The organism is Bdellovibrio sp. HCB-162 (genome assembly GCF_047344985.1).
Lineage (GTDB): Bacteria > Bdellovibrionota > Bdellovibrionia > Bdellovibrionales > Bdellovibrionaceae > Bdellovibrio.
The window spans coordinates 1,076,540-1,102,364 of the sequence record NZ_CP178861.1 but is presented as its reverse complement, the minus strand read 5'-3'; the positions used below and the strand labels follow the sequence as shown (position 1 = coordinate 1,102,364).

Here is a 25,825-nt window from a genome sequence, read left to right as displayed (position 1 = left end):
TTAAATTCGTATCTTGGAAGGGATTATTGGCAGCGAACGATTTGACCAGTTTGCACATTCATCAATGTGTAACCTGAGCAGTTAAACTGAGTACCACACTGAGCGATTTGATAACCGTCTGTGTAAGCTCCAGTGCACACCATTGTTTGGTATCCACCGTTGTTGTATCCGCCATTGTTATAGCAAAGGCTTGTGTTCGCTTGTTGGATCAATTGGCCGTTGATGTTTTGGTAGCAGACACCATTCACCAACTGATATGAACCTGTTGAGCTTGTGCAAAGACTTGTGTTTGCTTGCTGGATCAACTGTCCATTTACGTTTTGGTAGCACATACCGTTGATAAGCTGATAACCGCCAGCATTGTTACAAAGTGCTGTGTTCGATTGTTGAACCAACTGACCATTTACGTTTTGATAGCAGATACCATTTACTAATTGATAGGCACCTACCGTCGTTGAACTTTTATTGTCTTTGCTACAATTCGCAAGAAGAAGTGTGATTGCCACAAGAGACAACGCTTTAAAAATTTTAGATACGAGATTTAATGTTTTCATAAAATTTGTTTCCTTAATGCCTTTACCTAGAGCAAGAGGTCGGCCAACCCGTGCCAACTTTCAAATTGCACAGTCATTTCTACCAATTAGCTGACTAAGGAAAGAGTATGGAGAGCCTTGTTCCTGTCTGTTCCATTGACAATGCCGTGATTTGGCAGGCCCATTAACGTCACTCTGAAAGAAAATGTTTCACGGTGAGACAGTCTGTTGTGGATCTTTCTCTACTATATAAGGAGGAGGTTCAAACGATTCGTACCACGATGACGAATCATCTTGCGACAAGAGCGTCAGCACATCTCGACGGGCGAAGATCTTTGCGAAATCCATCGCCGTCATGCCTTGTGCATTTTGAATTCGCACGTCGGCTCCTTTGGAGAGCAAAAGACCCACAATCTCTTTCAGTCCCTTAAAGGCCGCTCCCATCAACACGGTATTACCTCCGTGATCTTGAGAGTTCACGGCAGCTCCATGTTCCAATAAAAGCTGCGTAGCCCTGAATTGTTGATTGTACGCCGCCAGCATCAAAAGAGAATAACCGCGTTGGTTGCGCGCTTCCACGTCGCCCTTGTTTTCAATGTACTTGCGAAGGGCTTCGTAATTTCCCGTGCGTGCGTTTTCAAAAACGCCGTCTTGTAGCTCGTCCATAACTGCCTCTTTTTCTGCTTTCGTACTTGGCTTCAGAATAAGAAAGGAATGGATTTATTTATATTCGCATTTAAGTAATGTGTTAAAGGGCAAGGCCCCAAGTCCACACTTCCCGCGCGAGCTGCAAGCCAATGAGGATGAGAATAATTCCTGCGACAACCATGACTCGACGGAGACGTTGGGCCGATTGCAAAAGTGGTCTCATCTTCGTCGCGCCCAGCCCCAGTCCGAAGAACCAGATCGCCGAAAACGTCGAAGCTCCGGCTGCGAAGACAAGTCTTGCGGTGAGTTCAGGAAATTTCGCTGAGACTCCGCCAATCAGAACAACAGTGTCTAAATAAACGTGCGGATTTAAAAGGCTGAACGCGAGCGCCTGAAGCATAACGATCTTGTTGGCCGCTCCCCTGTGAGCGCGAGTCGCTAGAGGCAACGTCACGACGTCTTCGCGGATTTTTTGAACTCCGTAGTAAAGGAGAAACAAAACACCGAGGACTCCGAAAATCACTTTGATAATGGGAAAGTGAATAAAGACACTCGCTGCTCCGACAACGCCTAAGAGAATTAAAAACAAATCACAGAGCGTGCACACAAGAGCCACCAGAGCCGGATTGTTTTTGCGCAAGCCCGACTCAAGAACAAAAATATTCTGTGCGCCGAGCGCGAAGATCAAACTGCCCTGAAGTAAGAAGCCTTGAAGAAAATAGGAACTCATAAGTTCTTTATATCTTTTTTATTTGGCGTTGTCGTCAATTTACACTGTCTTGAGGCCGAAAGGCTTATGTTTGAGGTCAAGGAGATGTCTTATGCAATAGATGGTGTTTGCGATTTTGGTGACGTATTTTATGAAGTAGAATTTTCGGGATGTTTTGCGGAGACCGTCGTCAATACAGGTGCATCACTGGTATTGATGAATATATTGATCAGACGTCTGGGACAAAATGTAGTTCTACCTTTCAACTGCAAGTAGACCACGTACATCCGCTGGCATTAGGTGGATCAAATCAACCCGAAAACTTGAGGGTTCTGTGTCGAACCCACAATCAACTCGCGGCCACTCATTTAGGGATTGCCAGAAAAAAGCCGCGATTCACTGAGCCGGAGACAGAATTTTTTTAGGCTTATATTGAGGAACGCCAAAATTGCAACTTCCCATACAATAAAGCTTTCCTTGCTGAGTTGCTATTAACACATTACTTCGCACCTCAAGGGTCGTCGGAGTAAAGCCCCCAACCACGGAGGATGTATCAACATATGTCGGCCCAATCACACCGCCACTGACCCCATTAAACCCCTCTTTTGCATTACCCCAACAAGCCACCTTAGAATCGGCCATGATCGCGCATCCTAAGAACCACGTATTTGAATCCGCTCGGTGTTGCGATACGATCTGTGATCCTGAAAGAGAACTCAAAGAAAAGTTGGAAATCGTAGATGATGCCACACCTCCCGCCCCCCAACATCCAAGCGCCCCGGCAGAGTCTAAAACACACCCGCCTGCCTGAATAGATGTCAACGTACCAGAATGCGCAAATGAAGAGCTGGCTGTTTGCAAACTCGAATTAACATAGCCATTACTCGGCTCGGGAAACACCCCGGAATATTGGATACTAAAATCGTTTTGAATAGCCACAATCTGACTTCCTATTGCATCAATATCTAAGAAAGCCGAAGAACTTTTTAAAATCGGAATCTCCTCATTGCTTCCGCTGTTACAAAAATAGGAAAACGGACTTCCCCAACAGTACAGTTGGTTATCAGTTCCCAGCGCCATGAATGTTCCCGGCCCCGAAGAAGATACGGCGATCTTTTTAAAACCAACGCCTCCAGGAAGATTAGTTTTACTAACTTGCACTGGAAGATCGCTTTGACCGGCAGGCCCATTTCCTAGAAAACCACTCCCCCAACAATAGGCTTCATTGTCTTCTGCTACCGCGCAAGTCATACCTCCGCCAACAACAACCGATATGAAATTCGTCGAACCCGCGATAGTTGTTGTATTCACAAGAACGGGTTTTTCTCGGTGTATCTTATCGCCCGTGCCTAAGGCTCCTTTGGCATTCCCTCCCCAGCAATACAATTTCTTAAAGTTGTCGATGGCGCATGCATGGTCGTAACTTTCGGAGACTTGGGTAAAGTAAACTCCGAATGCAAGATCACTGGTGTTGATTTCATTCAGCGCTCCATTGTCGAAGGTTCCAATGAGCCCGTAATACGATCCCCCCCAGCAAAATGTCTCATCATTGGCTGTGATGGCGCACATGGTTTCCTCGTGCCCATTCATCGCTACAATCTGCTGCGCGCCGTATTCGGAAAAATCCACTTTCATCGGAGTCAAGCTGTCGGTCTCATTTCCAACCCCCAACGAACCATCCCAATTGCTCCCGACACAATAAAGATTGTATTTATTTGTAGTGAAACAGGACCGGTAATAATGGCTCTGCACAAGCACAGGATGTTCATCTGATGGCAATCCAGATAGGTCCATGGGCGTCGGGTTATAACTGATATTTGTGGTTCCATTTCCCATTTCTCCGCCGTCGTTTTCCCCCCAACACAAAATACGTCCCTTTGTCGTCAAGCCACAAACTGTCTTTCCCGCCCCCACATGCAGACTGGTAAAACGCTCTTCAGGCAATAAGTTCGAAGTATTTACAGCAACAGGAATGTTAGATGGCGCCGCAGTCACGTCGTCAGTAACATTTCCAAACCTTCCCCAACAGTAAGCCTTACCTTCTCGAGTCAAAGCACAGGCAACACCATCACCGATATTCGCTTGTACAAAATAAGGAGACGGTGAAATATGATCCACCTTAATGAGTGTCGGAGAAGCCGCATCCGTATTGGTTCCATCGCCAATTTCACCGTAGACATTTCTGCCCGAACAAAGGACCCTTCCGAGATTGGTGGTAATACATAGATTTGTGTTCCAAGAACCGACGTCGTGACTGATCGGAAATTCACCGGCATCAAGAGCCGAAAGATCTAACTCCACTGGGACGTCCGCCTGGCTTGCTGGAAAACCTGCGCTGGAGAAATCAGAACCCCATTGATAGATTTTTCTATCAGCAGTTCTTCCGATAGTAATACTTTCTTCCGTTGCCGATATGTCCAAAAATTTTTTACTTCCAGTAATAGAACTTGTGGTTATTCTTTGTGGGCGAAACACATTAAAGCCCGCAGGTATCGGTCCTGCTGCACCACTGTAGTTTTCCCCCCAACAATAGACGTCGCCAAGCGAATCAACTCGACAGCCATGAACGTACCCCAAAGCCACTTTATTGGAATCATATGTTGCAGAAACTTGTGCCACATCTCCCGAGTAAGCAATTTCGTTGATAACTCCGTCATTCCACTCAAAGGAGTTTTCCCGCAATCGAGGCTTTAACTCCCCCACTTCCCCATGGGCATATCCTTTGAGTATGAATTTTTTTGATTCCGCGGTCTCCTCAAGATCCCAGACGACCGGAGTGCCCGCATTGATATTCTCAAAATCGCCCGCTTCGAGAGTGTTTCTCTTTATGTCCTCCGAAAAATTTACTTCGAATTCAACATATGGAATTTTGTTTGCAGCAGATGTTGTCTCAGAGCGAGATATAATTACGAATTTACCTAGTTCTCCGGCCAGCTGATTCTCTAAGTGAACGTCAACAAAACAGCCCGGACAAACCAATAAAACACTAAGCAAGAAAGTACCGAAGTAAGTGATTTTCATGTGGGTATTATATCGGCTGTTTTAAAAAGATTATTGAGGTTACCTTTGATGTCTCAACAAAGAGCGCTCTCTCATAGAGAACATTCCCTCCTTTGATCCAACGAGACTCAAGATTTAATAATAAAAAAAGCCACATCGGTTTAGCGATGTGGCTTTTTCAAATTGTCTTGGTATTTTCGACTTAGTGAAGCTTTTTCCCCATCAAAGCCGCACGAGCTGCGGCCAAGCGTGCGATAGGTACGCGGAATGGCGAGCAAGAAACGTAATCAAGTCCTACGCGATGGAAAAACTCGATGGATTCTGGGTCACCGCCGTGCTCACCGCAGACGCCGACTTTCAAATCAGGCTTCGTGCGACGACCTAGGTCTGTTCCCATTTTCACAAGAGAACCCACGCCCACTTGATCAATCGACATGAACGGATCTTTTGGCAAGATGCCAGAAGAAACGTAAGAGCCCAAGAAACGGCCGGAGTCATCACGAGAAAGACCCAATGTTGTTTGAGTCAAATCGTTCGTACCGAAGCTAAAGAAGTCGGCGTGCTCAGCAATCGCATCAGCCGTGATCGCGGCACGTGGAAGCTCGATCATTGTTCCTACTTGATAATCAAACTTCACATTCTTTTCTGCCTGCACCTTTTTCACTTCGTTGATGGAAAGTGTGCGCAAGAAATCCAACTCTTTGTCTGTAGCAACAAGTGGGATCATGATTTCCGGAACAAGTTTTTTACCTTCAGCAACCAATTGCGCTGCCGCTTCAGCAATCGCACGCACTTGCATGATGTAGATCTCAGGATATGTGATCGCCAAACGGCAGCCACGGTGACCTAGCATTGGGTTGAATTCGTGCAAGGCTTTTACTTTTGAGCGTAAACGATCAAAGTCTGTGCCCAAACGCTTCGCCAATTCTTTTGTTTCTTCGTCTGTGTGAGGAACGAACTCGTGCAAAGGTGGATCCAATAAACGGATCGTCACTGGCAAACCGTCCATGATCTTAAAGAGTTGATAGAAGTCATCTCTTTGCATTGGAAGAAGTTTTGCCAAGGCTTTTTCACGCTCGGATTTGTTATCAGCAATAATCATCTCACGAACAGCGTCGATACGATCTGCACCGAAGAACATGTGCTCGGTACGGCAAAGACCGATACCTTCTGCACCGAAGTTGCGCGCCGTTTGCGCGTCTTTTGGAGTGTCAGCGTTTGTGCGAACTTTCAATTTACGAACGCGGTCAGCGATTTTCATGATGCGCTCGAAAGTGCCTTCAAGTTTTGGCTCGATTGTTTTTACTTCGCCCAAGAAGACTTCACCCGTTGAACCGTCCAAAGTGATCACATCGCCCTTTTTAAGAACGTAGCCTTTCACTTTCATCGTTTCCGTGCGATAGTCCACTTCAACTTCTCCGCAACCAGCCACACAGCATTTACCCATACCGCGAGCCACAACCGCCGCGTGCGATGTCATACCACCACGAGTTGTGAAGATACCTTGAGCTGCCACCATTCCTGCGATGTCTTCAGGAGATGTTTCGATACGAACAAGGATGACTTTTTTGCCTTGTTCTTTCCACTCCACCGCCTCTTCAGATGTGAAAACGATTTGACCGTTCACGCCACCTGGAGACGCTGGCAAACCTTTCGCAAGAACTGTTTTCTGTGCTTTAGGATCTAGAGTTGGGTGAAGAAGCTGATCCAAAGCTTGCGGCTCTAGACGCAAAATAGCTTCTTCTTCTGTGATCAACTTTTCATCGATCATGTCGCAGGCGATTTTTAAAGCTGCTGCCGCTGTTCTTTTTCCGTTACGAGTTTGCAGCATCCACAAAACACCGCGCTCAATTGTGAACTCGATGTCTTGCATATCGCGATAGTGAGATTCCAATTTTTTGTAGATCTCAACAAGTTGGTTGTAAGCCTGTGGAAGAGCTTCTTCCAAAGATTTTACACCGGCCGCTGCAGCCGCGATTTTTGTGATTGGTTGTGGAGTACGGATACCCGCAACAACGTCTTCACCTTGAGCGTTGATCAAGAATTCACCGAAGAACGCTTTTTCACCTGTTGATGGATTTCTTGTGAACGCCACACCCGTTGCAGAGTCATCGCCCATGTTACCGAAAACCATGGATTGAACGTTCACCGCAGTTCCCCAGCTTGCAGGGATGCTGTGAAGTTCACGGTAAGTGATCGCGCGCGGAGTATTCCAAGAGCGGAAAACCGCAGAGACGGCGCCCCACAATTGTTCCCAAGGATCCGCCGGGAAAGATTGACCTGTCATTTGATGAACAAGGTCTTTGAATTTTTTAACAAGCACTTTCAAATCATCAACAGTCATTTCTGTGTCGAGCTTGTAGTGTTTTTCTTCTTTCAAATCTTCCAATGTCACTTCAAGAAGTGAAGAGTTCATGCCCATCACAACATCAGAGTACATTTGAATGAAACGACGATAAGAATCCCACGCGAAACGTGGGTTGTTGGAAGACTTCGCCAAGCCTTCAACAGTTTGATCGTTCAAACCCAGATTCAAGATTGTATCCATCATACCTGGCATAGACGCGCGGGCTCCTGAACGAACAGAAACCAAAAGAGGATTGTTCACGTCGCCAAATTTTTTACCGATCTTTGCTTCCACTTTATTCATCGCTGCGATGACGGCAGGACGAACCCACTCAGGAAGTTTGCCGCCAGCTTCAGTGAAGTGCGTGCAGATCTCTGTCGAAATCGTAAAGCCCGGAGGAACTGGAATTCCCAAAGAAGTCATCTCTGCGAGATTGGCTCCTTTACCGCCGAGGATGTTTTTCATCCCAGCGTTGCCTTCCGTTTCACCTGCGGAGAAGAAATATACGAACTTCTGCGGGATCGCCGTGGTTGTTGATGATTTGCTTTCAGTGTTTACGTTCTGGTGCATAAGTCTCCCTCCAGAAGAGTAAAAAGGTCGTCTAACTATTTTCGTAGTCCTCCCCATAAAACACTGCTAAGTGCTTAATATCAATGACTATTTTAAATGCCTTTGCAATGAGTTATTAGAGCCTCTGCTCGAAATAGTTTCCATTTTCGAGGAGCTGAAAAACACTTTATTTTCTGCGTACTTAGAGAATTTTTATGTTTTCACAATACTGACCAATTCTTAAAGAACTCCGCCCAAATCCTGTGCTACAAGGGCGCATCGAGAATAAACAGGAGATAAATCCATGAAAAAGATCGCATTTGTTTTGGCTCTTTTGACTACAAATTCAGCATTTGCTTATCAAGCTTGCAATAATCTGGAAGCGCAAATGATCGCTCAAGCTCGCTCTGTGGAAGCTTTGGAAAACGGTCAATGCCGCGTGAAACTTGCGTGGACTGGTAACTGGATGTTGAACCCTTCTTACGCCTGTCCTTTGGATATCGACGAAGTGAGTTCTTTTGGCGTGATCACTTCTTGTGGAGTGAAAGTCGGCGACACTGTTTCTGGGATCGTTTACCGCAGCGTGAACGATGGACCTGAAAGCATCTATCTTTACTAATTTCTGTGAACTCTGAAAATAAAAAAGGCTTCAAGTTTCCTTGAAGCCTTTTTGTTTTTATCTTTAAAACTTTTTAGTCTTTTACATCGATCACTTCGAAGTCGATGCTCAAGCCCACATTCGGTCCTTGATCCACCCACTCAATACCTTCTGCAAGAAGGATTGAATTTGTCGAAGGTTGGTAAACCCATCCTTTTACCGGATCGTTCGGAATCACTTGAGTTCCGTAAGACACCTTGATTGTTTTTGCGTTCGGAACACGAGTCAATTTCACAGAGCCCGCAGTTCTTTTCACGATGTCTTTCGCGAATTCCGCCAACTTCATACCGTAGTCCGGAGCGCAAAGGCTGAGGATGTTTTTCTGAGTTCTGTCACCGTTCGCAACAGACGCCAAGAAATCTTCAAGCTTGCTGTCCAAGTCTTCTGAAGACTCGCATGATTTTTCTTCAGCCAAAGTGCGGATCACACCGTAAGCCAAAACGCGGTTTGGATCGACCTTTTTGCTTCTCAAGAACTGAAGAAGTTCTTGCGGAGAATATCTCGATTGATCTTTCGCGTCTGTGATGAAGATCACAGCCAAGAACGCATCTTGGCGGTAGAAGCCCGCATTCGTTGTTGTGTCTAGCGGCGAGCTTAAAGCTGCGACAACCGGACCAAACATTTCTTCTGAAGCGCTTCCGTCAGTGCCCACTTGCATTCTGCGTGACAAAAGTCCCACGAAATCCGGAGTGGATTTTTGCAAGAACGCTGGGAAGCCCTGAAGCTTTCCGCAATTGTCACGGCAATCGTTCATATCCGTTGTCAAAACACCGATATGGTAATCAAGCAAAGATACTTTTGAAATAGCATCGGCAAATTGGAAGGCATTGCGGCTCAAGTTTTGCTGAGCGGAATCCATACTTCCCGAGCTATCGATCACGAAAAGAATGTCTACTTTTGGATTGAAAGCTTCAAAGTCCTTTGGTTTTTCGGAGAACTCTTCTTTAGGAATCACAGATTTTGGCACCAACAAGTTTTTGCTGGATTCAATTCCGCAACCCACAACTGACAAAGCAAGAACAAGTGAAAGAGCTTTAGTAAAGTTCTTCATTCTTACTCCTTCCCTTTCGAGCAACCTTTTTTAACATCGACTTTGAAATTTGAAAGTTCATCGAACCAAATTTCTTTGTCGTTAGAGAAATTCATCGCAAATTTAGCGCCCGAACCTGTTGAACCCATTTTCGCTTCAGAAGCATTCGCATGCTTCAGGAATTTAGAAGCTGAGTCCACTTGTTGGATCATCTCCACTTCAACAATTCTTAGACGTTGCATAACCTGTTTTGAATCTTCAAGTTCCGCTTTCGCCAATTCTTGAACACGTTGGTAGCCCGCACCTTGAGTCATCTGAGCGCGAGTTTGCACTTGGTTTTTCAAAGTTTCGTACTGACCTTGCAAGTTTCCAAACGTCAAAGAGCGAGTGTAAAGCTGTTCCGCAATCTCAGACTCTTTCATCAAGTATTGGTGTCTTTTTACTAGCAAAGACAAAACTTCATCTTTAGAAGCCACTGTTGGCAACTGATGCGCGTCTTTACCCAACTTCGCTGTGCTGACAGGTCCTTCAGACAAAGCCTTCATCAAGTTAGCAACTGCCGGTTGGTGAGGATCTGTGCTCAATTTTTCAAGAGCCACTAAGTGCTCACCAAATTGAGTTTTGATGGACTTCATCGTTGTCAAAACACCTGGGTAGTCACAAACTTTCAAGCTGCTGAAAGAGCCCAAAAGATAAGATTCAATTCCCACCCAACCTTTAAAGTGCGGGTAAGTCAGAGTCTTTGTGATTGCCATCGCGTTTTGCGGCTCACCTTTTCTCATGTAAGCCCAAGCCATCTCTTCTTGTGCCTGGAACCAGTAGTCTGATTTCTTAGAAATCTTTTCGTAGTATTTCAACGAAGCATCCAAGAATCCGTTTTGATACAACAAACGACCCGCTGTGATTGTCATAAGGTCTTTGTCGATCGGATTGTTTTTTGCTTTCATCAAGTGCGCAAGAACTTGCGCGGCTTTACCAGCATCACCACGGATACCGAGGTTCAAAACCAATTGCCATTGCAAGATATTGCGTTCTACCGAATCAACCGGAGTCTTCTTGATAAGTTCTGTCAAAGCAGCGATGTCTTCAGTCACGTAGCTTTTTTGCAAAACCACGGCCATCTCAGCACCCGTTCCGAACACTGTTGTCCAGTAAGGATTCCAAGTGACTTGCGCCATACCCCATACAGGGTCTTTGTCGTTCAAGTTTTCTTTCCAAAGGCTGATCACTGTCGCATCAATCTTTTGTGGATTTTGGATCGCCAAAAGACTTTCAACGCCTGTGAGTTTCAAACCATTTTTGAAATTCAAGAAAGCTTCAAGAGCTTTGCCTGTTTCCGTTGCTTGGAAAGCTGAACCATTGAAAGCCGTGCTCCATTGGAACATCGCCTTTTCATAGTTTTTCTCGACCAAGAATTGGAAGAAAATATTTTGTTCAGCCGAAGAAGGGTTCACCGCTTTTTTAAGCTTTGCCACTTCTTCGCTTTCAACGAATTGTGCTGCTGCTTGGCTTGTTTTACCTTCAAGGATGCTCATGAGGTCGTCTTCCGCAAAAGCCACCCCGTGAGTTCCTAAAAGCAAAGAAGCTACTGTTAATGATTTAACTAACATCATAACATCCAACCCATTTGTACAGAGCCCACGCCTGTCAGCATGTCTTGTGTTTTATCGTAGTATTCCGCTTTGTATTGTTGCGCACGGTACTCAAGGCGAGTCGTTAGATTCTTATTGATCCAGAATCCCATGCCCACACCCAAAGTCGCTTCTGAAGTCGTGTTATTAGAAAGCTCGATGTTTCCATAACCCGCAAGCAAGTAAGTGTCGAAGTGAGCCACACCCAATTTACCGAAGCTCAACTTACCAACCACTGGATACCAGTTCACCAAAGCCAAAGTTTCAGACTTTGGATAGATCACTTGTGGGAAAAGATAATTTGGATCTTTCGGATTCTCAGCCGCCGCTTTAGAAGCCTTGTCCACCATGGACTGACCTTCCGGAGTCAGGTTGTTGAACGCGTAGTTGTACTTCACCCCCACGCTCCAGCTTGGATTGATGTGGTAATGAACGTTGATACCTGCGTTTGTTGTACGGTTGTAAGCATCACCGCCGAAAACGCCGGAAAATTCAGGAGCCAATTCAAAACGGTTTGTTCTTTGAGAGAAACGGTTTTGAACAACGTCGCTTTCAACTTCCGGATTCAACGCTTTGGCTTTCATGTAAAGCGCTTCGTTACCACCGAAAGAGTCCAACTCTTGCTCAACTTGAGCGAAAGCTGTTGAAGATGCAAAAAGAGCTAGGATTAAAAGAGATTTCATCATGGAGTCACCGCCGCTTTAACGTTAATGCGTAGAGTGTGGTTAGTTGTCACTTTTTGAACAGAGTTAGAACCTGCGTTCTCAACAACAAAGTTCACTTCGTAAACTTTCACTGTCGCTGAAGTCGCATCGATCAAACCTTTGCAATCAAGTTGGTATTTCGTTGAGAAAGAACGATTGCAAGTCAAAGAAGAGCCCGGAAGGATTGTCGCAATGTCGTCTTGAGACTTCATTGTCAATTGTCCGTTTCCTGTTGGGTCATAGATCGCAAATCCGATTTGGATCTTCTCGCCGACTCTCACTTCAGGAGCCGTCTCCATCGTCATTCTTGTGTTTTTCATCTTAGCTTCGATAGTGATTTCTCTTTTATAAAGATCAGAAACCACACCGTGCTTAGAAACGGCCTGCAAACCGAAGCAGTATGTTCCAGAAGAAAGAAGGCCTGCTTTCGTCAAATCAAGTCTTACTTTTCCTTGGTATTTATTCGGAGTCGTTGTGTTCGCCGCCACGTTTCTTACTTCAACCAAGTGAGCGATAGAATCGCTGTAGTAGCTTGTTGTGCAATCTCTTACTTGAATAGAGGCATCCGTCTCATTCAATGCATCCACGTCTTCCATTGTGAAATCAAAGTCGTAAGTCGAACCTACTGTCACGCTCGTCGGACCTGTCACTGTGTTGACGATCGGCTTAGAGTATGCGTTTTGGATGATCAAAGAGATCACTTTTTTCTCAACAGAAATCGTCGGGCTTGCTGCTGACACTTCTGTTGCCAAAGTCACACGAAGAGGAAGTTCCATGCTTGGGAAACTGCCCACTTCTTTCTTTGAAGGAGTCCATTTGAAATCACCTGTTGTGTCGTCAAACGTCGCACCAGGGAAATCAGCCAAATTATCGATAGAGATTTTGAATCCTACGTCTGGAGTCATCACACGACCCAAAATTTTGAATTCAACCGGTGCACCCACGCGGCCATTCACCAATGTTGGAGCATCGATTTGCAAAGCTTCTTTAGGAAGAGGCTTTGCCGCCACCGGCTTGTTCGATGTTGGAGGAACACCTTGGCGAACCTGATCAGAAGCTCCTTTGATTGGATCCTGTTGCAGTTCGCAAGCAGTCAAAAACATTAAGCTTGTCAATAAAGCCAACAATACCTTCATTTTTTACCCCTGACCTTGTCTACGTAATACAAATGGATAAGTTACTTTCACGTCCACGCCTCCTTGAGGCACTGGGAACTTCCACGTTTTCAAACGCATCGTAATGCAATCTTCGACACCTTTATTGGCCATCGAAGAACTTTCAACTTGAGCTGTTTTCACAAGACCGTTTCCACCGATTGTGAAGCCCATTGCAACACGACCACTCAATTGAGGCGCGCCTTGCAAAGCTTGCTCGTAACAGAAACGAACTTGACCCAAGTTACGACGAATCACTTCGTCAATTGCTGAACGATCTAAACCTTGAGCGACTTCGGCTTCAGCTCCCAATGGAACCGGAGCTCCACCTGCAGAACCTACAAGTGAAAGACTGCCGTAACCAGCTTGGCCGCCGCCTTTCCCCTTGGTTCCGTAACCGCCACCACCGTTGATGTTGGCACCTGAACCTAGAGGAGCTGATGTGATGCCTTTACCGTACAAAGAAGTTTGCACGCCGCCGCTGCCACCTGTGCCGCCCAAACCGATACCTGCTGTTGTGTTCACAGCACCCAAGTTCAAGCCGCCACGTTGTTTACCAGAGCGAAGGCTTCCCAACGCCGCCAAAGCACCAGAGCGTTTTACTAGCTCGGCTCTTTTTGTTGGCATTTTCGTCGCTGTTTGATCCGCCATCATATTTGTTGTCGGAGCCACCGTTTTCTTTTTCATTTCTTTTGTCTGAACAATCTTAACAACTTGTTGTTTCAATTCTTCAGTCACTTTCGCATTCTCTTTCGGAGCGAAGCGAACGATGGAAAGAAGCATCAAGAAGATCGCAAAAGCCAAAAGAACAGAGGCCTTAAGATCTTTTTTACCGTCTTGTTTTACAGAACCGTCAACCGGAACCGCTGCCACTTCCTTAACAAGGCGAAGAGAACCAAAGTTTCCAAGAGGAAACTTTTCGTTTTTCATCTCGTCAAAATCAAGATCCGCGATTTTAGAGAATTGGATTTTATTTTTCACCAACGCCGCAGTGTCAGTTACGACTTCAAGGCGTTTTGTGTCCATACGTTGGATCACTTGCGCTTTTTTCTCCGTCACCGGAATTTGGCGAGTGATATTTCCTAAATTGTCTTCAATGACTAATCTTAGACTCATTTGCCCTTCACCTCACCCAAAGTCGCTGATTGTTTCATGCGATCTTTGAAGTCTGTTCTTACACCGATCAAACTGTTCAAAACTTTATCTTCTTCCACTGTGGTTACAGCTTCGTCAGAGAAGTGATACTGACCGCTAACAAGAAGGTCTTCGAAGTTCATGTCTTGCGCCTTCTTTGTCGCCGGTTTTCCAGCTTCTGGAGCAGCGTGGGCCATTCCAGCCATCACCACCAATACCATCATCAACGCATATTTCATCATTGTTGTTTCTCCTTCACTTCACTGTCCTTCTTAGCCAATGTCGCCAAACGGCCTTCAAGGTATTCCACCATGCTCTTACGTTGGGCTTTTTTCTCAAGAGCAATCGCTTCTTGAATCGCACTTGCTGCAAACGGATTTTGTTTCAAGTTCGTACGAGCTTTTTCAAGTTCCGCCAAAGAAGGTTTCTGCAAAGAACCCTCTGCGGCTTTGATCTCAACAACGGCGGCTGTCCAAGAAGCTTTTTGATCTTCTGGAGCGATCGCCGTCACCGCCTCAACATCAGCGGCAATGTATTTAGACCAGTTGTAGTTATTAGCTGCGAAAGTTTTGTAAGAATCCAAAGCTGATTTTTGCGCCCAGAATTCTTTTACTTTTGTTTCAGCCATTGTCGCTGTGTTTTGGTTCGGAGCCACTTGTTGAGAAAGAATCGTCAAGTATTCGTTCTCTTGCTCTGGAGTCAAACCCGCTGGCATCGGAAGAGCCAAAGCTTCGTTATAGAAACGAGCATTTTCTTTAGCCACAAGATCCAAAGCAAGCAATTGAGACGACCAGTCACCCGCCGCAATCGCACGATTGGCAAGCGCATCTGCTTTTTCAAGCATCTTCACGCGAGCTTTAAGACCTGTGGCAATTGTGTTTTGGTTTTTCGTATCGATTTTATGAGCCGCCAGTTGCGTGCCCAAAGCTTTCACTTCATCCAAAGTTAAAATCTTTTCGATCATCACAAACGCGTCTTGTTTTGAAGAGCCTTTTTCTTTCAAAGCTTTTTCCAAAACTTTTTTGTCGCTTGTAACACCATAAACTTCTAAAGCCGCACGAGCATAAAGACCCGCGTTGTTTTTGAAGTATGGTTTGTAAGTCTCTAGGTCCTTCGCTGGAGTCTTAGACAAACGGATCAATTGAGAAGCAATCAAAGCTTTCTTTTCGTCGTCTTTAGATTGTTTCAAATATTGAGTGTAGTAAGCCGCTGGGCTCTTATCCGCAAGTTCTGAGTACATCGCCAATTTCAAAACTTTTTCGTCTTGAGACAATGTGCTGAACTTCATTTGTTCCGCGGCTTTCAAAGCTGTCGCAAAATCAAGTTCAAGTTCCGCAAACCAAACTTTGCGGCCCAACGCAAATTCACGCTCATCGGCTGTCAAAGAAGGTTCACGAAGAAGATCTTCCGTCGCTACACGAGCTTCTGTGATCTTGTTCAATTTCTCGCTAAGCAAGATTTTATTTTTCAAATAAGTTTTTCTGTCTTCAGTAGTCGCTGCTGACATATTAAAGCCAGCCATCGCCGCCAAAGCTTGATCCGGTTGTGCCTCTGCCAGTTTCGCAGACTGAGTCAGGATCGATTTTTGGTGGATTTGCAAGAATTCAGATTTTTTGTCTGCAAACTTAGAAGCAAATTCTCCGGACCATTGTTGGATGCGAGCATCGTCTTTAAGAAGAGCCAACGCATCCAAAGCCAATTCCGCAGACTGAATTTTGATTTGTTGTGAACCTTTGCCGTTCACAGCCAAGTCTTTCAATTGATCTGCGGCCGCTGCGTAATCACCCTTTTGGTAGATCGCATAAGCCTTTTGGTATTGAACGTCGAAAGTTTTTTGTTTCAATACAGACTTCGTCAAGTAGTCGTCTTGAGCTGCCACCAAAAGTTTTTCGTCCTTTGATTTCTCAGCATTCTCGATACCCAAAAGCAAATTCTTTTCAAGCTTCTCAGCTTGCGCTTTTTGTTGAGCAGAATCTTTTTCAGCAGTGTATTTAGCCAAGATCACTTTATTCGCCAAAGCTGTCCATTGAGCGGCTTGAGCGTAGTTGCCAGCCGTCGCTGCTGCTTGAGAACCCCATACGTACATATCTTCATCTTCAGAGAAGACTTTGAAATATTCGTCGTAAGCCGCCAAAAGCTCCGCACTTGGTTTTGAATTTTCAATACGGTTCCAACCGACAACAAATTGACGAAGACCTTTTGCAGATTCCTCGCAAGTCGTTGCGTTGCAATCAGTCGCTCCCCACAAATTCAACGCTGTCTGATAAGACTTCGCTGCCGCAGGAACGTTTTTAAGATCGAAATTAAGTTGCGCCATACGCACTTGCGCTTCAAGACGCAATTTTGGATCACTTTGTTTTTGATAAACAAAGTCCCACACCTTCAAAGAAGGTTCTTTTTGACCCAAACGCAAACCTTCACGAGCGAGCATAGTCACTTGTTGAAGTTTGAATTGTTCAGGAGAAAGAGAGTAAAGAACTTCCGCATCGCTGTCTTTGATTCCGCGCGCGGCCATGAAAGTCGCCATATCGCGAGAAACTTCTTCGAGGAACTGAACATCCGCCACACCACGCGCTGAAGACATGCGTGATTGAAGTTTTGGATTTTTTAAGATCTCTTGAAGTTGAACGATCGATGCATCCAGATTTCCCATACGGAAAGCACACCAAGCTTTGCGGTATGCCGCCAAACCTTGAGAGCTTGCGCCTTCTGTGGCCAATACTTTTTCGTAAAGGCCTTGCGCTTTTTGAAAATCGGATTTTCTAAAGGCCATTTCTGCCAAAGACAGATTGGCTTCCGCCATCTCAATTGGAGAAGATGAAGAACTCAGCATCGCTTGATAGCTTTTTTCAGCCAATTCATTACGACCTTGAAGTTCATAGAGATGACCCATTTGTAAATGTACTTTTGCTACAGAGTTGGCAGAAACTTTCGTCAATGCTTCTGTATAATATGTTAAAGCTTTTTCGCGGTCTTTTTCGCCGGCTTTACAAACTGTGCAACCATCAGCAATTTCCTTCATGGAAAGTTGACGGGCACGTTCTGCATGCAAGTCCGCCAAGCGCAAAAGAACTCCGGCTCTGGCAGGATCTGCCGGAGCCAAGCCCAATTGTACTTGTGTAAGTTTTTGAATTAGGAGGTCTTGAGTTGACCCGTTTGCTGCCGGTGATTGCGCGTGCGCCGCTGCTGCCACCGACAAAGAGATAATTAAAAGTCCTTTTTTCATCATCGAGACCCCCTCTGTCCCTACTTACTACTTAACAACTACTGCAAATTTAATATCGCTGTATCCCGCCTGGTTCATCGCCAGGATCACCTGGTTTAAGAACTCGTACTTCACTCGACGGTCCGCCTGAATCGTCGCGATTCCCGGGAACTCCTCTTTCGGATGAAGCTCCTGGTACTTCTTACGAAGATCCAAAAGTTCAGCAGTGATAGAATTTGCATCGACCAATTTATCTTCAACATACAATTTGTTGTCGTCGATTTTGATCACAGGATTTCTTTCTAGAACATCCGCCAAGTGTGCTTTTGGAAGCTCCTGGTTTTTACCGATCATCAGGATTTCGCCTGTGCTCGAGAAGTTCATCAAAAGGAAGATCACAAGAATAGAGAAAGCATCAATCAACGCTGTCAAAAGAAGATCAGCGGCGATTTGTCTTTTAAACTTAGCACCACGCGGAGTGATAATAGAGTGCCCCTCTAAAGTCCCCGTCAGTACCGATGCTTTTAAAATGCCATCAGAAATCACAAAATCCCCCTCTTACAGTGGAGAAACGCCCAAATCAGTCATTCCGCTCTTTTTAAGCTTGTCCATCACGTCGATGATTTCTTCGTAAGATGTCGAAGCCGTCGGTTGAATCAATCCAGTGTTCAAAGAAGGCTCTACCTGCTTCAGGTTTGAAAGAGCTTTCTCAAGACCTTCATAATTCACCTTCTTGTCTTGTTGAGCGACGCGGAACTTGCGAAGAGCGCTAGGAACTAGAGAGCTTTGTTGAACCTCTAAATCCAAATCTCCTTGCGCTGTCATGCGAATCCACACAAGAGGGCTCTTTTTAGTGTCCTCTTGCGCCTGGCCGCCGACAGCTTGTTTCACGTTCATCGATCCGACGTTCAACCACACTGCTGTGATCAAAAGAAAGCAGATCGACACTGACAACAAGTCAATGAACGGAATCAAGTTAACTTCAAAATCCAAATGCTTTTTAGAGTGTTTCATTAAAACCTCTTAAAGCTTACGCGTTCACTTCAGTGTTGCGCTCTGATTTGGAAGTCTTGATGTGGTAAGAAGTGATAGGTTCGTAAGCATAGCTCAACCAGTTGTAGACTTTTAGTCCACCTTGATTCAAGTCTTCAGCCAAACGATTTGCACGGTTTTGCAAGATTGCATAAGCAACAAGTGCTGGGATCGCCGCAATCAAACCGTAAGCTGTGGCATTCATCGCCTCAGAGATACCTGCAGAAAGCAAAGATGCTTTTTCCGCTGGATTCGCAAACGCAACCGCCGCGAAAGATTTGATCATACCAGTGATCGTACCAAGAAGACCTGTCAATGTTGCTACGTTACCTAGCATAGACAAGAAAGCTGTACGGTGATCAAGGTGCGCGTTCTCTTCAAGAAGAACTTCATCCATTTTACCTTGGATCTCTTCTTTGCCACCCAAGTTACGAGCTGCCAACGCACCAGCCGCGATTGCGCGAGCTACTGGGTTTTGAGCTGAAGCCGCTTGAGCTTTAGAGATGATGCTGTCCATTTCGCCACGGCGAATAGACTCTTCAAATCCAAGAGCGAATGCTGTTTGGTTTAGTTTTCTGCGAACAAAAAGGGCGTATGCTCTTTCAATGACGATCGCAATAGAAGTCACCTGAATGAGCAAAATCGGCCACATCCAGAAACCACCGTGTTCAAATGCCTGTGCTACTTTAGTAAGAAATTCCATGTATTTCCCCTCCAATCGCCAAAGATTACAGACCATGGTCCAGACACATGCAAAGAGAAATGCGCAATGACACGGAACGAAATCGACAAAATCTTAACTTGTTACTGTTAAATCACCAAAAAAGGTTCGCGGAGGGTTCTGGAACAAGGAAACTCAACGCCCTGGCAGCTTAAAAACCTGCAAGGGCGCGGAAGTTAAGGATTACTGATTAAATGTTTTTAGCTTCGCAGCGACATAAGAATTCAACTGCGACATTGGAACGCGCTCTTGAGTCATCTTATCACGATGACGAACCGTCACAGCTTGATCGTTGATCGTATCAAAGTCGACAGTCACGCAGAATGGTGTGCCCACTTCGTCTTGACGACGATAGCGTTTACCAATGGAAGCCGTTTCATCGTATGTTACGTCGAAATCATCCGCCAATTGATCGCGAAGTTTTTCCGCAATCGAAGTCAGTTCTTCTTTCTTAGAAAGAGGAAGAACCGCGACTTTAAACGGAGCGATCTCTGGGTGTAGACCCATCACGACGCGCACGTCTTCTTTGCCTGACTCATCTGTTGTGATCTCTTCACGATAAGCATCACACATGAACGCCAAGAACAGGCGATCACAACCCACGGCTGTTTCAATAACATAAGGAATGTATTTTTCTTTGTTCGCTTCATCAAAGTACTCAAGCGATTTGCCAGAAAACTTCTGATGTTGAGTCAAGTCAAAGTCAGAACGGTTGTGGATACCTTCAAGTTCTGAGAAGCCCATTGGGAACTTGTATTCAACGTCCACAGCGGCACGCGCATAGTGCGCCAGCTTTTCATGAACGTGGATTTTCAAATTCTCTTCTTTGATGCCGTATTTCAAATAGAACTTCCAGCGGCGCTCTTTCCACTCTTCAAAGAATTTCTCGTCTGTTCCTGGTTTTACGAAATATTGCATCTCCATTTGTTCGAACTCACGCGTTCTGAAGATGAAATTTCCTGGAGTGATTTCGTTACGGAACGACTTACCGATCGCCGCAATCCCGAATGGAATTTTATAACGAGACGATTGTTGGCAGTTGAGGAAATTCACGAAGTGACCTTGAGCCGTTTCAGGACGCAAGTACACGACACTCGCAGAATCCTCCAAAGGACCCATGTGAGTTTTGAACATCAAGTTGAAATTTCTTTCTTCAGAAAGATTTTTGCTACCGCAGTTCGGGCACTTTTTGTCTTTAATATAAGACTCTGTGTTGTCCGCGCGGAAACGAGTTTTACAGTCTTTGCAATCCACCAAAGGATCTGAGAATCCATCGACGTGACCAGACGCCTTCCACACCATCGGGTGCATCAAGATCGCAGCATCAAGACCGACAATGTCGGATCTGCGAGTCATCGCATTCCACCAAGCACGCTTCACATTGAGCTTCATCAAAGAACCCAAAGGACCGTAATCCCAGCAGCTCCCCAGACCGCCGTAAATTTCACTCGATTGAAATACAAAACCGCGACGTTTGCTGAGGGAAACAAGAGTGTTTAAATCCTCAAGGTGCTTAATTTTCATGTGTTGGCTCCAAGTGTAAGAAAAAAGCTGACATTTATGGTTACACTTGGGTCTAGATACAGTCAAGAAATCGGGGTCTTACTTGATCTCGGACGAGGTCTTAGGGAAGCTATATTTATGCACTGCGCTTCAAAAAGCTTCATCATCCCGCTCGTTCTTTTTCTTCTCCTTATTCCTCAGGCTCATTCCGAGTCTGTTACCAAATTTGTAACGAAAGAAGAAAAAATCCGCGAAGAGATGATCACGATTTCACGTGAGCTCGGTGTGACCTGCACGGAATGCCATAACGTACAGAACTTCCGTGATGACTCGAAAAAAAACTTCAAGGTCAGCAAAGACCATATGAAGATCACTCAGATGTTAAAAGAAAACGGTTTTGACGGAAAAAAAGGCCCCATGTCCACGTGCTATATGTGTCACCGTGGGAAATTAAAGCCGGATTATAAAGAGCCGGTTTCTGCAAAAGCTCACTAAGAGCTTCAGCTCTCATTTTAAGTGAACCTTAAGCCTCCCTCATCCGTCTAAATGCCGGAGGAACCACCATGAACTTGATTGACCTTTCGATTCGCCGCCCCGTCTTTGCCTGGGTTCTGATGTTTGCTTTGATTGTCTTCGGGGCGATTTGCATGAATCGAATGGGAATCAGCCAACTTCCCGATGTCGACTTTCCGATTGTGAGTGTTTCTGTCACTTACGAAGGAGCCGCTCCTGAGGTCGTCGAGGCCGAACTGATTGACCCTATCGAAGAACGACTTCTCGCCATTGAAGGCATTAAAGAAATGCGCTCATCCGCTCGCCAAGGGTCGGGCTCAGTCACTCTTGAGTTTGATATCAATCGCAACGTCGACGTGGTTTTGCAAGAAGTGCAGACAGCATTAAGCCAAATGCGCATGCCTCCGGGTGTCGACCCCGCTGTCGTTCGCAAACAAAATCCTGAAGAAGATCCGATCATCATTATTTCTGTCTATGGAGAAGCCCCTCTGAAAGAGATGCTCAATTGGACAGAGAATTATCTTTTAGATCAAATTCGCTTCCTCCCTGGCGTCGGTGAAGTGAGTATCGGTGGATTCAGTCAAAGAAACTTGCGCATCTGGCTTGATACGAAAAAATTAGCGGATTTGTATTTAACCGTGGGCGATGTTGTGAGTGCCTTAAGCACACAGCATTTAGAAAGTGCTGCGGGGCAATTCACGGAAGGCCGTCGCGAACTGCGTGTGCGTTGGCTTGGCGAAGCCACGAACGTCGATGAAGTTAAGAACATTCAAATTCTTCGCCGTGGCGGACAAAGAATTTACGATCGCGAGATTTTTATTCGCGACGTAGCGACTGTGGAGGATGGTCTTTCCGATATCCGTCGTGTTGCGCGCGTTGATGGTCAACAAGCGGTGTCCATGCAGATTCGTAAACAGCGTGGAACAAACGAAGTCACGGTCGCCAAAACCATTCATCAAAAAATGGATGAGATCAAAGACACCTTTCCTAAAGGTTTTAAATACCGTGTGAACGTGGATTACACGCGTTCCACAGAAGCCACGGTTGATTTGACCATTGAAAAACTGTGGGTCGCGGCTCTAATCACAATCTTAGTTTGCTTCTTTTTCTTAGGAAGTATTCCGGCAGCCATCAATATTCTTTTCTCGATTCCGACATCTATTGTTGGAACCTTTATCATTCTTTATTTTTCAGGATTTACTTTAAATCTATTCACCCTGCTCGCTTTGACGCTGTCGATTTCTATTGTGGTCGATGATGCGATCATGCTTTTGGAAAACATTGTGCGCCACTATCGCATGGGAAAAGGTTCAGCGAAGGCAGCCTCTGATGGCGCGAAAGAAGTTTTACCTGCGGCGATTGCTGCGACCTTAGCCGTTGTGGCCGTCTTCCTTCCGGTTGTGTTTATGGATGGCATTATCGGTAAGTTCTTCTTCCAATTCGGTGTCACAATGAGTGCCGCGGTTTTGATTTCCCTTCTTGAAGCTGTCACGATCACACCGATGCGTGCGGCAGCCTTCTTAAGCAGTGAACCTAAAGTTTCTAAGCTTGAACATTACCTGGATGAAGTGTTTGAAAAACTCTCGCACATTTATCAGAAAATCCTGCACGGAACTCTTCGCTGGAAATATCTGATCGTCTTAGGATCGGTAGTGTTCTTTGTGGTTTCGCTTTTCTTGGTCACAAAAGTTCGTCAGGAATTTGTGCCGCCTCAAGATCAGGACTTGATCATCGTTTCAGCACAAACACCTCCAGGCACCTCACTTGAAACAACGAGCGAGGCCGCCAAACAATTGGAAGATATTTTAAGAGCCAATCCCAACGTGCAGGGACTTTATGTTTCTGTGGGTGGTGGTGGCGGTGGTTCCAACGTCAACCAGGTATTTATGCCTGTGAATTTAAAACCTCGTGCGGAACGCGAAAAGAATCACTCACAAATTATGAATGATTTGCGCGCAGAATTTAAAAAGATCAAAGGCATGCGCGTGACGATGAGAGATATCTCTGCCAGAAATCTTTCTTCGGGCCGTCAAAATCCTTTGGCCATCAACTTGCGCGGACCGGATTTAAATGTTCTTTTGGCGAAATCCAATGAATTGATGGATCGTTTGGAAAAAGAAAATCTAGCGGTGGACTTAGATACGGATTTCCGTACAGGAATTCCGGAGTTGGTTTTAACTCCGAGTCGCAAAGCCATGTCTGACCGTGGTGTGTCTGTCGAAGATGTCGGTGACGTTCTTTCTGCCGGTGTGGGTGGGCTTCGCCAAGGACGCTACACAGCGGACGGCCGTCGCTATGACATTCGCTTTAAAATCAAAGAAGATCAAATTCGTGAGCCTGATGATTTCAAACGACTTTTCGTCAGAAATAATTTCGGAAACCTTATTCCCCTATCACAGTTAGTGAATATTAAAGAAGGTAACGCCATTCAAGGCATCAGCCGCGTGAATCGTCAAAGATCGATCTCCGTTTTCGGAAACTTGGCTCCGGGACAATCGCAAGCCGCTGTTCTGGAACGTGCGGGAGCGATTGCTAAAGAAATTCTTCCGACAGGATACTCCTTTGCACTTGAAGGAGCCTCTGCAGGATTCTCTGAGTCTTTCAAGAGTCTTTATTCTGCGCTGATGGTGGGTATCCTGGTCGCCTTCTTGATTTTAGCTGTGCAGTTTAATTCCTTTATCCACCCGATTTCGGTTCTTGTCGCTCTGCCCTTCAGCGTAACCGGAGCTTTGGTGGCCCTGTGGATGTTTAATATTTCTTTAAATCTATTCAGCTTCATCGGATTGATCGTGCTCATGGGTATCGCGAAAAAGAATTCGATCTTGCTTGTGGAGTTTACAAATCAAGTGCGCCGCCATGGTCAGGGCAACATTGAAAAGGCACTGCTTGAAGCCTGCCCTGTTCGTCTGCGCCCGATCTTAATGACGTCCGTTGCAACAGTAGCTGCGGCAACACCTTTAGTATTGGGATCTGGTATTGGCTCTGAAACGCGTCTTCCGATGGGTCTTGCGATCATTGGTGGTACGATTGTTTCAACGCTTCTCACTTTGTTTGTGGTGCCAGCTTTGTATTTGATGCTTTCTCCCCTTGAAAGTAAGAAGAAAGCACCGGAACTTTAAACTACTATTTTTTTACCTTTGTGACGGGCACCAGCTGGATATTTAAATTATAGACCTCCGACTTCTTGTCACCTTCAAGAAGTCGCGCCATTTTTCTGCGAAAATCCCGGATGTGCTTTTTGGCTTCTTCTATTTTTTTTGGATCAGCCGGAATAGTAATGGAAGTGATGTCACGCACAGAGACGTCGTCATTTTGCAAAGACAGCAGCGCATGCTCTAAGATCTGCCGATGAGATTCCCTCACGACCATGGAAGGAATTTCGTGAGTGGTTGAAACGCGGTGCTTTAAGCGTTTGATCCGCCCATTGTGCCTTTTCACCAGCCCCAGACGCTCCATGCGTTCTAAAGCATTGTGAATCTTGAGTTCGGAGACTTGCAGACGTTTTGCCATCCAGGCAACCTCATGTGAAAAGCCGGAAGTTCCCATCAACATCAAAAGAGCGAAATGCTCCCAATCTGCGATCAATGAAAATTCGTCTTCACGAAGAAGATGAGCTCCCCCCAACTCTGATGCGTATTCCCTGTTGCGCGAAATAAGATGCTGAAATTTTGCACTTTCATCTTCAGACATCTTTAAGGCCGCCATCATGCGTTCACTTAATCTTTTACCGGGAATGCGACGACCAGACAAAAAATCGGACAGGCGGCCCGGCGATATTCCAAGGTCGCGAGCAAAAGCACGCAGTGAATACAGCGAATTGCGTTTTTTGCGCGAGTCTAAAACTTCATGAAGAAATAAAGATAAAGACGAGCCGTTTTCAGACATTGGCGTTGCTAGCATAAAATCTTTCCGTCGCGGAAGAAGACCCACTTTTTTATTATTTCGACGAAGTGGAGCGAGGCGCCATGTACATTTTGATATATCCATCCACGGCTTTAGTAAATTCTTCTTCACTCACGACCTTATTAAACTCGTCCATGATCTTTTTGCTTCTGCCGTTTTGCTTAAAGGCGACACCGTATTCATTTAAAGCCACGATTTTTGGATTCACTTGCAAAGTGTCGGCATAAGGAATCGCTTGCGGATCTGTAGCTAAAATGAACTTCAAAACATTTTGATCAATGAAAATATAATCCACTCGTTTGTTGGCGAGCTTTAAAATGTTTTGAATGTCCCCGGGTGCAAGCTCCAGAGCGTCTTCGTGACTTTTAAAAACATCCGCCACTTGCGATCTTAATGTGTAACCTCCGACATTTCCACCCTTATATTTCAAAAGGTCCGCAGGAGTTTTCCAATGAACGGGTTTCTCTTTTCTTTCTGCGATCACCCAGGGAGTTTTATAAATCGTCTTGGACAACGTCATACCCTGAACGAAATCGTCATCAACGAAAGACGGAAAAAATCCGTTGATACGTTCATCACTCATCCCGACATTTCGCGTTCTTTGAATCGGCACAAAGCGAACCTCCAATTCGTAACCGATTTTTTTAAAAATTTGCTTTAGTCCATAAATCGCCGCTCCTTGCTCGGGAAGCTTCGGACTCATGAAGGGAGGAATATCCATTGAAATCAAGGTGACCTTCTTTGAAGGTTTCGCAAAGGCCGACGTCACTACCAAAAAAGACAAGAAGAAGACGGTCATTGTTTTCATGCCTTCAGAATACCGAAAAGAGCTAGAGACTGACAATTGTCTC

The 25,825-nt window shown here is 45.4% G+C and carries 22 protein-coding genes; 4 read left to right on the top strand and 18 right to left on the bottom strand.

The genetic code is table 11. The features are described 5' to 3' along the window. Nucleotides 1–23: 23 nt before the first annotated feature. The 3 genes from ACLSSO_RS05370 to ACLSSO_RS05360 form a co-directional block, all read right to left on the bottom strand. Complete coding sequence (locus ACLSSO_RS05370) at nt 24–554, bottom strand: hypothetical protein (RefSeq protein WP_295905960.1); 531 nt, start codon at nt 552–554, stop codon at nt 24–26. Between the two features lie 189 nt (nt 555–743). Beyond that, nucleotides 744–1,199: an ankyrin repeat domain-containing protein gene (locus ACLSSO_RS05365; RefSeq protein WP_413944286.1), complete on the bottom strand. Its 456-nt coding sequence runs from the start codon at nt 1,197–1,199 to the stop codon at nt 744–746. 82 nt (nt 1,200–1,281) lie between these two features. Then, nucleotides 1,282–1,911 (bottom strand): LysE/ArgO family amino acid transporter, encoded by a 630-nt coding sequence (locus ACLSSO_RS05360; RefSeq protein WP_295905958.1) that lies wholly within the window; start codon nt 1,909–1,911, stop codon nt 1,282–1,284. A 149-nt stretch (nt 1,912–2,060) separates the two neighbouring features. Here ACLSSO_RS05360 and ACLSSO_RS05355 point away from each other — a divergent pair, with 149 nt between their 5' ends. Beyond that, complete coding sequence (locus tag ACLSSO_RS05355) at nt 2,061–2,315, top strand: HNH endonuclease (protein ID WP_367276431.1); 255 nt, start codon at nt 2,061–2,063, stop codon at nt 2,313–2,315. Here the strand turns inward: ACLSSO_RS05355 and ACLSSO_RS05350 are convergent. Both ACLSSO_RS05350 and ppdK read right to left on the bottom strand, forming a co-directional pair. Continuing rightward, on the bottom strand, nt 2,287–4,911 hold the full coding sequence (locus ACLSSO_RS05350) for an RCC1 domain-containing protein (protein WP_413944285.1): 2,625 nt from the start codon (nt 4,909–4,911) through the stop codon (nt 2,287–2,289). The two genes, ACLSSO_RS05355 and ACLSSO_RS05350, sit on opposite strands and share 29 nt — an antisense overlap. Nucleotides 4,912–5,092: 181 nt before the next feature. Then, nucleotides 5,093–7,807, bottom strand: coding sequence for a pyruvate, phosphate dikinase (ppdK, locus tag ACLSSO_RS05345; RefSeq protein WP_413944284.1), 2,715 nt, complete (start codon nt 7,805–7,807; stop codon nt 5,093–5,095). 283 nt (nt 7,808–8,090) lie between these two features. On the opposite strand from ppdK, the gene ACLSSO_RS05340 reads away from it, so the two are divergent. Next, a complete protein-coding gene (locus tag ACLSSO_RS05340) occupies nt 8,091–8,405 on the top strand; it encodes a hypothetical protein (protein WP_295905189.1) in 315 nt (104 codons plus the stop codon). A gap of 73 nt (nt 8,406–8,478) precedes the next feature. On the opposite strand, the gene ACLSSO_RS05335 is transcribed toward ACLSSO_RS05340, so the two are convergent. From ACLSSO_RS05335 to ACLSSO_RS05285, 11 genes are all read right to left on the bottom strand, one after another. After that, a complete protein-coding gene (locus ACLSSO_RS05335; RefSeq protein ID WP_413944283.1) occupies nt 8,479–9,495 on the bottom strand; it encodes a VWA domain-containing protein in 1,017 nt (338 codons plus the stop codon). A 2-nt stretch (nt 9,496–9,497) separates the two neighbouring features. Next, nucleotides 9,498–11,087: a tetratricopeptide repeat protein gene (locus ACLSSO_RS05330; protein ID WP_413944282.1), complete on the bottom strand. Its 1,590-nt coding sequence runs from the start codon at nt 11,085–11,087 to the stop codon at nt 9,498–9,500. After that, complete coding sequence (locus ACLSSO_RS05325; RefSeq protein ID WP_295905195.1) at nt 11,084–11,791, bottom strand: outer membrane beta-barrel domain-containing protein; 708 nt, start codon at nt 11,789–11,791, stop codon at nt 11,084–11,086. Before ACLSSO_RS05325 ends, ACLSSO_RS05330 begins: the two co-directional genes overlap by 4 nt. Then, on the bottom strand, nt 11,788–12,945 hold the full coding sequence (locus ACLSSO_RS05320) for a hypothetical protein (protein WP_413944281.1): 1,158 nt from the start codon (nt 12,943–12,945) through the stop codon (nt 11,788–11,790). Before ACLSSO_RS05320 ends, ACLSSO_RS05325 begins: the two co-directional genes overlap by 4 nt. Nucleotides 12,946–12,948: 3 nt before the next feature. Beyond that, on the bottom strand, nt 12,949–14,079 hold the full coding sequence (locus ACLSSO_RS05315) for an AgmX/PglI C-terminal domain-containing protein (protein ID WP_413944280.1): 1,131 nt from the start codon (nt 14,077–14,079) through the stop codon (nt 12,949–12,951). Further along, the gene (locus ACLSSO_RS05310) at nt 14,076–14,339 is read right to left on the bottom strand and encodes a hypothetical protein (RefSeq protein ID WP_413944279.1); all 264 of its coding nucleotides are present in this window, start codon (nt 14,337–14,339) and stop codon (nt 14,076–14,078) included. The genes ACLSSO_RS05315 and ACLSSO_RS05310 overlap by 4 nt, the downstream gene beginning before the upstream one ends. Then, a complete protein-coding gene (locus tag ACLSSO_RS05305) occupies nt 14,336–17,326 on the bottom strand; it encodes a tetratricopeptide repeat protein (protein WP_413944278.1) in 2,991 nt (996 codons plus the stop codon). The genes ACLSSO_RS05310 and ACLSSO_RS05305 overlap by 4 nt, the downstream gene beginning before the upstream one ends. Nucleotides 17,327–17,350: 24 nt before the next feature. Continuing rightward, the gene (locus tag ACLSSO_RS05300; RefSeq protein ID WP_340590756.1) at nt 17,351–17,848 is read right to left on the bottom strand and encodes a biopolymer transporter ExbD; all 498 of its coding nucleotides are present in this window, start codon (nt 17,846–17,848) and stop codon (nt 17,351–17,353) included. A gap of 12 nt (nt 17,849–17,860) precedes the next feature. Beyond that, on the bottom strand, nt 17,861–18,316 hold the full coding sequence (locus ACLSSO_RS05295; protein ID WP_413944277.1) for an ExbD/TolR family protein: 456 nt from the start codon (nt 18,314–18,316) through the stop codon (nt 17,861–17,863). 16 nt (nt 18,317–18,332) lie between these two features. Then, on the bottom strand, nt 18,333–19,037 hold the full coding sequence (locus ACLSSO_RS05290) for a MotA/TolQ/ExbB proton channel family protein (protein WP_295904350.1): 705 nt from the start codon (nt 19,035–19,037) through the stop codon (nt 18,333–18,335). Between the two features lie 201 nt (nt 19,038–19,238). Further along, nucleotides 19,239–20,579 carry a glycine--tRNA ligase gene (locus tag ACLSSO_RS05285; RefSeq protein ID WP_413944276.1) on the bottom strand — a complete coding sequence of 447 codons (1,341 nt, stop codon included), beginning with the start codon at nt 20,577–20,579 and terminating at the stop codon, nt 19,239–19,241. A 117-nt stretch (nt 20,580–20,696) separates the two neighbouring features. Here ACLSSO_RS05285 and ACLSSO_RS05280 point away from each other — a divergent pair, with 117 nt between their 5' ends. Both ACLSSO_RS05280 and ACLSSO_RS05275 read left to right on the top strand, forming a co-directional pair. After that, nucleotides 20,697–21,053 (top strand): photosynthetic reaction center cytochrome c subunit family protein, encoded by a 357-nt coding sequence (locus ACLSSO_RS05280; RefSeq protein ID WP_413944275.1) that lies wholly within the window; start codon nt 20,697–20,699, stop codon nt 21,051–21,053. A 68-nt stretch (nt 21,054–21,121) separates the two neighbouring features. Continuing rightward, nucleotides 21,122–24,190: an efflux RND transporter permease subunit gene (locus tag ACLSSO_RS05275; protein ID WP_413944274.1), complete on the top strand. Its 3,069-nt coding sequence runs from the start codon at nt 21,122–21,124 to the stop codon at nt 24,188–24,190. A gap of 4 nt (nt 24,191–24,194) precedes the next feature. On the opposite strand, the gene ACLSSO_RS05270 is transcribed toward ACLSSO_RS05275, so the two are convergent. Next, nucleotides 24,195–24,971, bottom strand: a complete 777-nt coding sequence (locus tag ACLSSO_RS05270; protein WP_413944273.1) for a TIGR02147 family protein — start codon at nt 24,969–24,971, stop codon at nt 24,195–24,197. Between the two features lie 37 nt (nt 24,972–25,008). Then, nucleotides 25,009–25,782 (bottom strand): substrate-binding periplasmic protein, encoded by a 774-nt coding sequence (locus ACLSSO_RS05265; RefSeq protein ID WP_413944272.1) that lies wholly within the window; start codon nt 25,780–25,782, stop codon nt 25,009–25,011. Nucleotides 25,783–25,825 lie beyond the last annotated feature (43 nt).

What these genes read in the sequence shown, in the direction of transcription:
- ACLSSO_RS05370 (WP_295905960.1), bottom strand. Translation starts at nt 554, where the DNA reads ATGAAAACATTAAATCTCGTATCTAAAATTTTTAAAGCGTTGTCTCTT.
- ACLSSO_RS05365 (WP_413944286.1), bottom strand. Translation starts at nt 1,199, where the DNA reads ATGGACGAGCTACAAGACGGCGTTTTTGAAAACGCACGCACGGGAAAT.
- ACLSSO_RS05360 (WP_295905958.1), bottom strand. Translation starts at nt 1,911, where the DNA reads ATGAGTTCCTATTTTCTTCAAGGCTTCTTACTTCAGGGCAGTTTGATC.
- ACLSSO_RS05355 (WP_367276431.1), top strand. Translation starts at nt 2,061, where the DNA reads ATGTTTTGCGGAGACCGTCGTCAATACAGGTGCATCACTGGTATTGAT.
- ACLSSO_RS05350 (WP_413944285.1), bottom strand. Translation starts at nt 4,911, where the DNA reads ATGAAAATCACTTACTTCGGTACTTTCTTGCTTAGTGTTTTATTGGTT.
- ppdK (WP_413944284.1), bottom strand. Translation starts at nt 7,807, where the DNA reads ATGCACCAGAACGTAAACACTGAAAGCAAATCATCAACAACCACGGCG.
- ACLSSO_RS05340 (WP_295905189.1), top strand. Translation starts at nt 8,091, where the DNA reads ATGAAAAAGATCGCATTTGTTTTGGCTCTTTTGACTACAAATTCAGCA.
- ACLSSO_RS05335 (WP_413944283.1), bottom strand. Translation starts at nt 9,495, where the DNA reads ATGAAGAACTTTACTAAAGCTCTTTCACTTGTTCTTGCTTTGTCAGTT.
- ACLSSO_RS05330 (WP_413944282.1), bottom strand. Translation starts at nt 11,087, where the DNA reads ATGATGTTAGTTAAATCATTAACAGTAGCTTCTTTGCTTTTAGGAACT.
- ACLSSO_RS05325 (WP_295905195.1), bottom strand. Translation starts at nt 11,791, where the DNA reads ATGATGAAATCTCTTTTAATCCTAGCTCTTTTTGCATCTTCAACAGCT.
- ACLSSO_RS05320 (WP_413944281.1), bottom strand. Translation starts at nt 12,945, where the DNA reads ATGAAGGTATTGTTGGCTTTATTGACAAGCTTAATGTTTTTGACTGCT.
- ACLSSO_RS05315 (WP_413944280.1), bottom strand. Translation starts at nt 14,079, where the DNA reads ATGAGTCTAAGATTAGTCATTGAAGACAATTTAGGAAATATCACTCGC.
- ACLSSO_RS05310 (WP_413944279.1), bottom strand. Translation starts at nt 14,339, where the DNA reads ATGATGAAATATGCGTTGATGATGGTATTGGTGGTGATGGCTGGAATG.
- ACLSSO_RS05305 (WP_413944278.1), bottom strand. Translation starts at nt 17,326, where the DNA reads ATGATGAAAAAAGGACTTTTAATTATCTCTTTGTCGGTGGCAGCAGCG.
- ACLSSO_RS05295 (WP_413944277.1), bottom strand. Translation starts at nt 18,316, where the DNA reads ATGAAACACTCTAAAAAGCATTTGGATTTTGAAGTTAACTTGATTCCG.
- ACLSSO_RS05290 (WP_295904350.1), bottom strand. Translation starts at nt 19,037, where the DNA reads ATGGAATTTCTTACTAAAGTAGCACAGGCATTTGAACACGGTGGTTTC.
- ACLSSO_RS05285 (WP_413944276.1), bottom strand. Translation starts at nt 20,579, where the DNA reads ATGAAAATTAAGCACCTTGAGGATTTAAACACTCTTGTTTCCCTCAGC.
- ACLSSO_RS05280 (WP_413944275.1), top strand. Translation starts at nt 20,697, where the DNA reads ATGCACTGCGCTTCAAAAAGCTTCATCATCCCGCTCGTTCTTTTTCTT.
- ACLSSO_RS05275 (WP_413944274.1), top strand. Translation starts at nt 21,122, where the DNA reads ATGAACTTGATTGACCTTTCGATTCGCCGCCCCGTCTTTGCCTGGGTT.
- ACLSSO_RS05270 (WP_413944273.1), bottom strand. Translation starts at nt 24,971, where the DNA reads ATGCTAGCAACGCCAATGTCTGAAAACGGCTCGTCTTTATCTTTATTT.
- ACLSSO_RS05265 (WP_413944272.1), bottom strand. Translation starts at nt 25,782, where the DNA reads ATGAAAACAATGACCGTCTTCTTCTTGTCTTTTTTGGTAGTGACGTCG.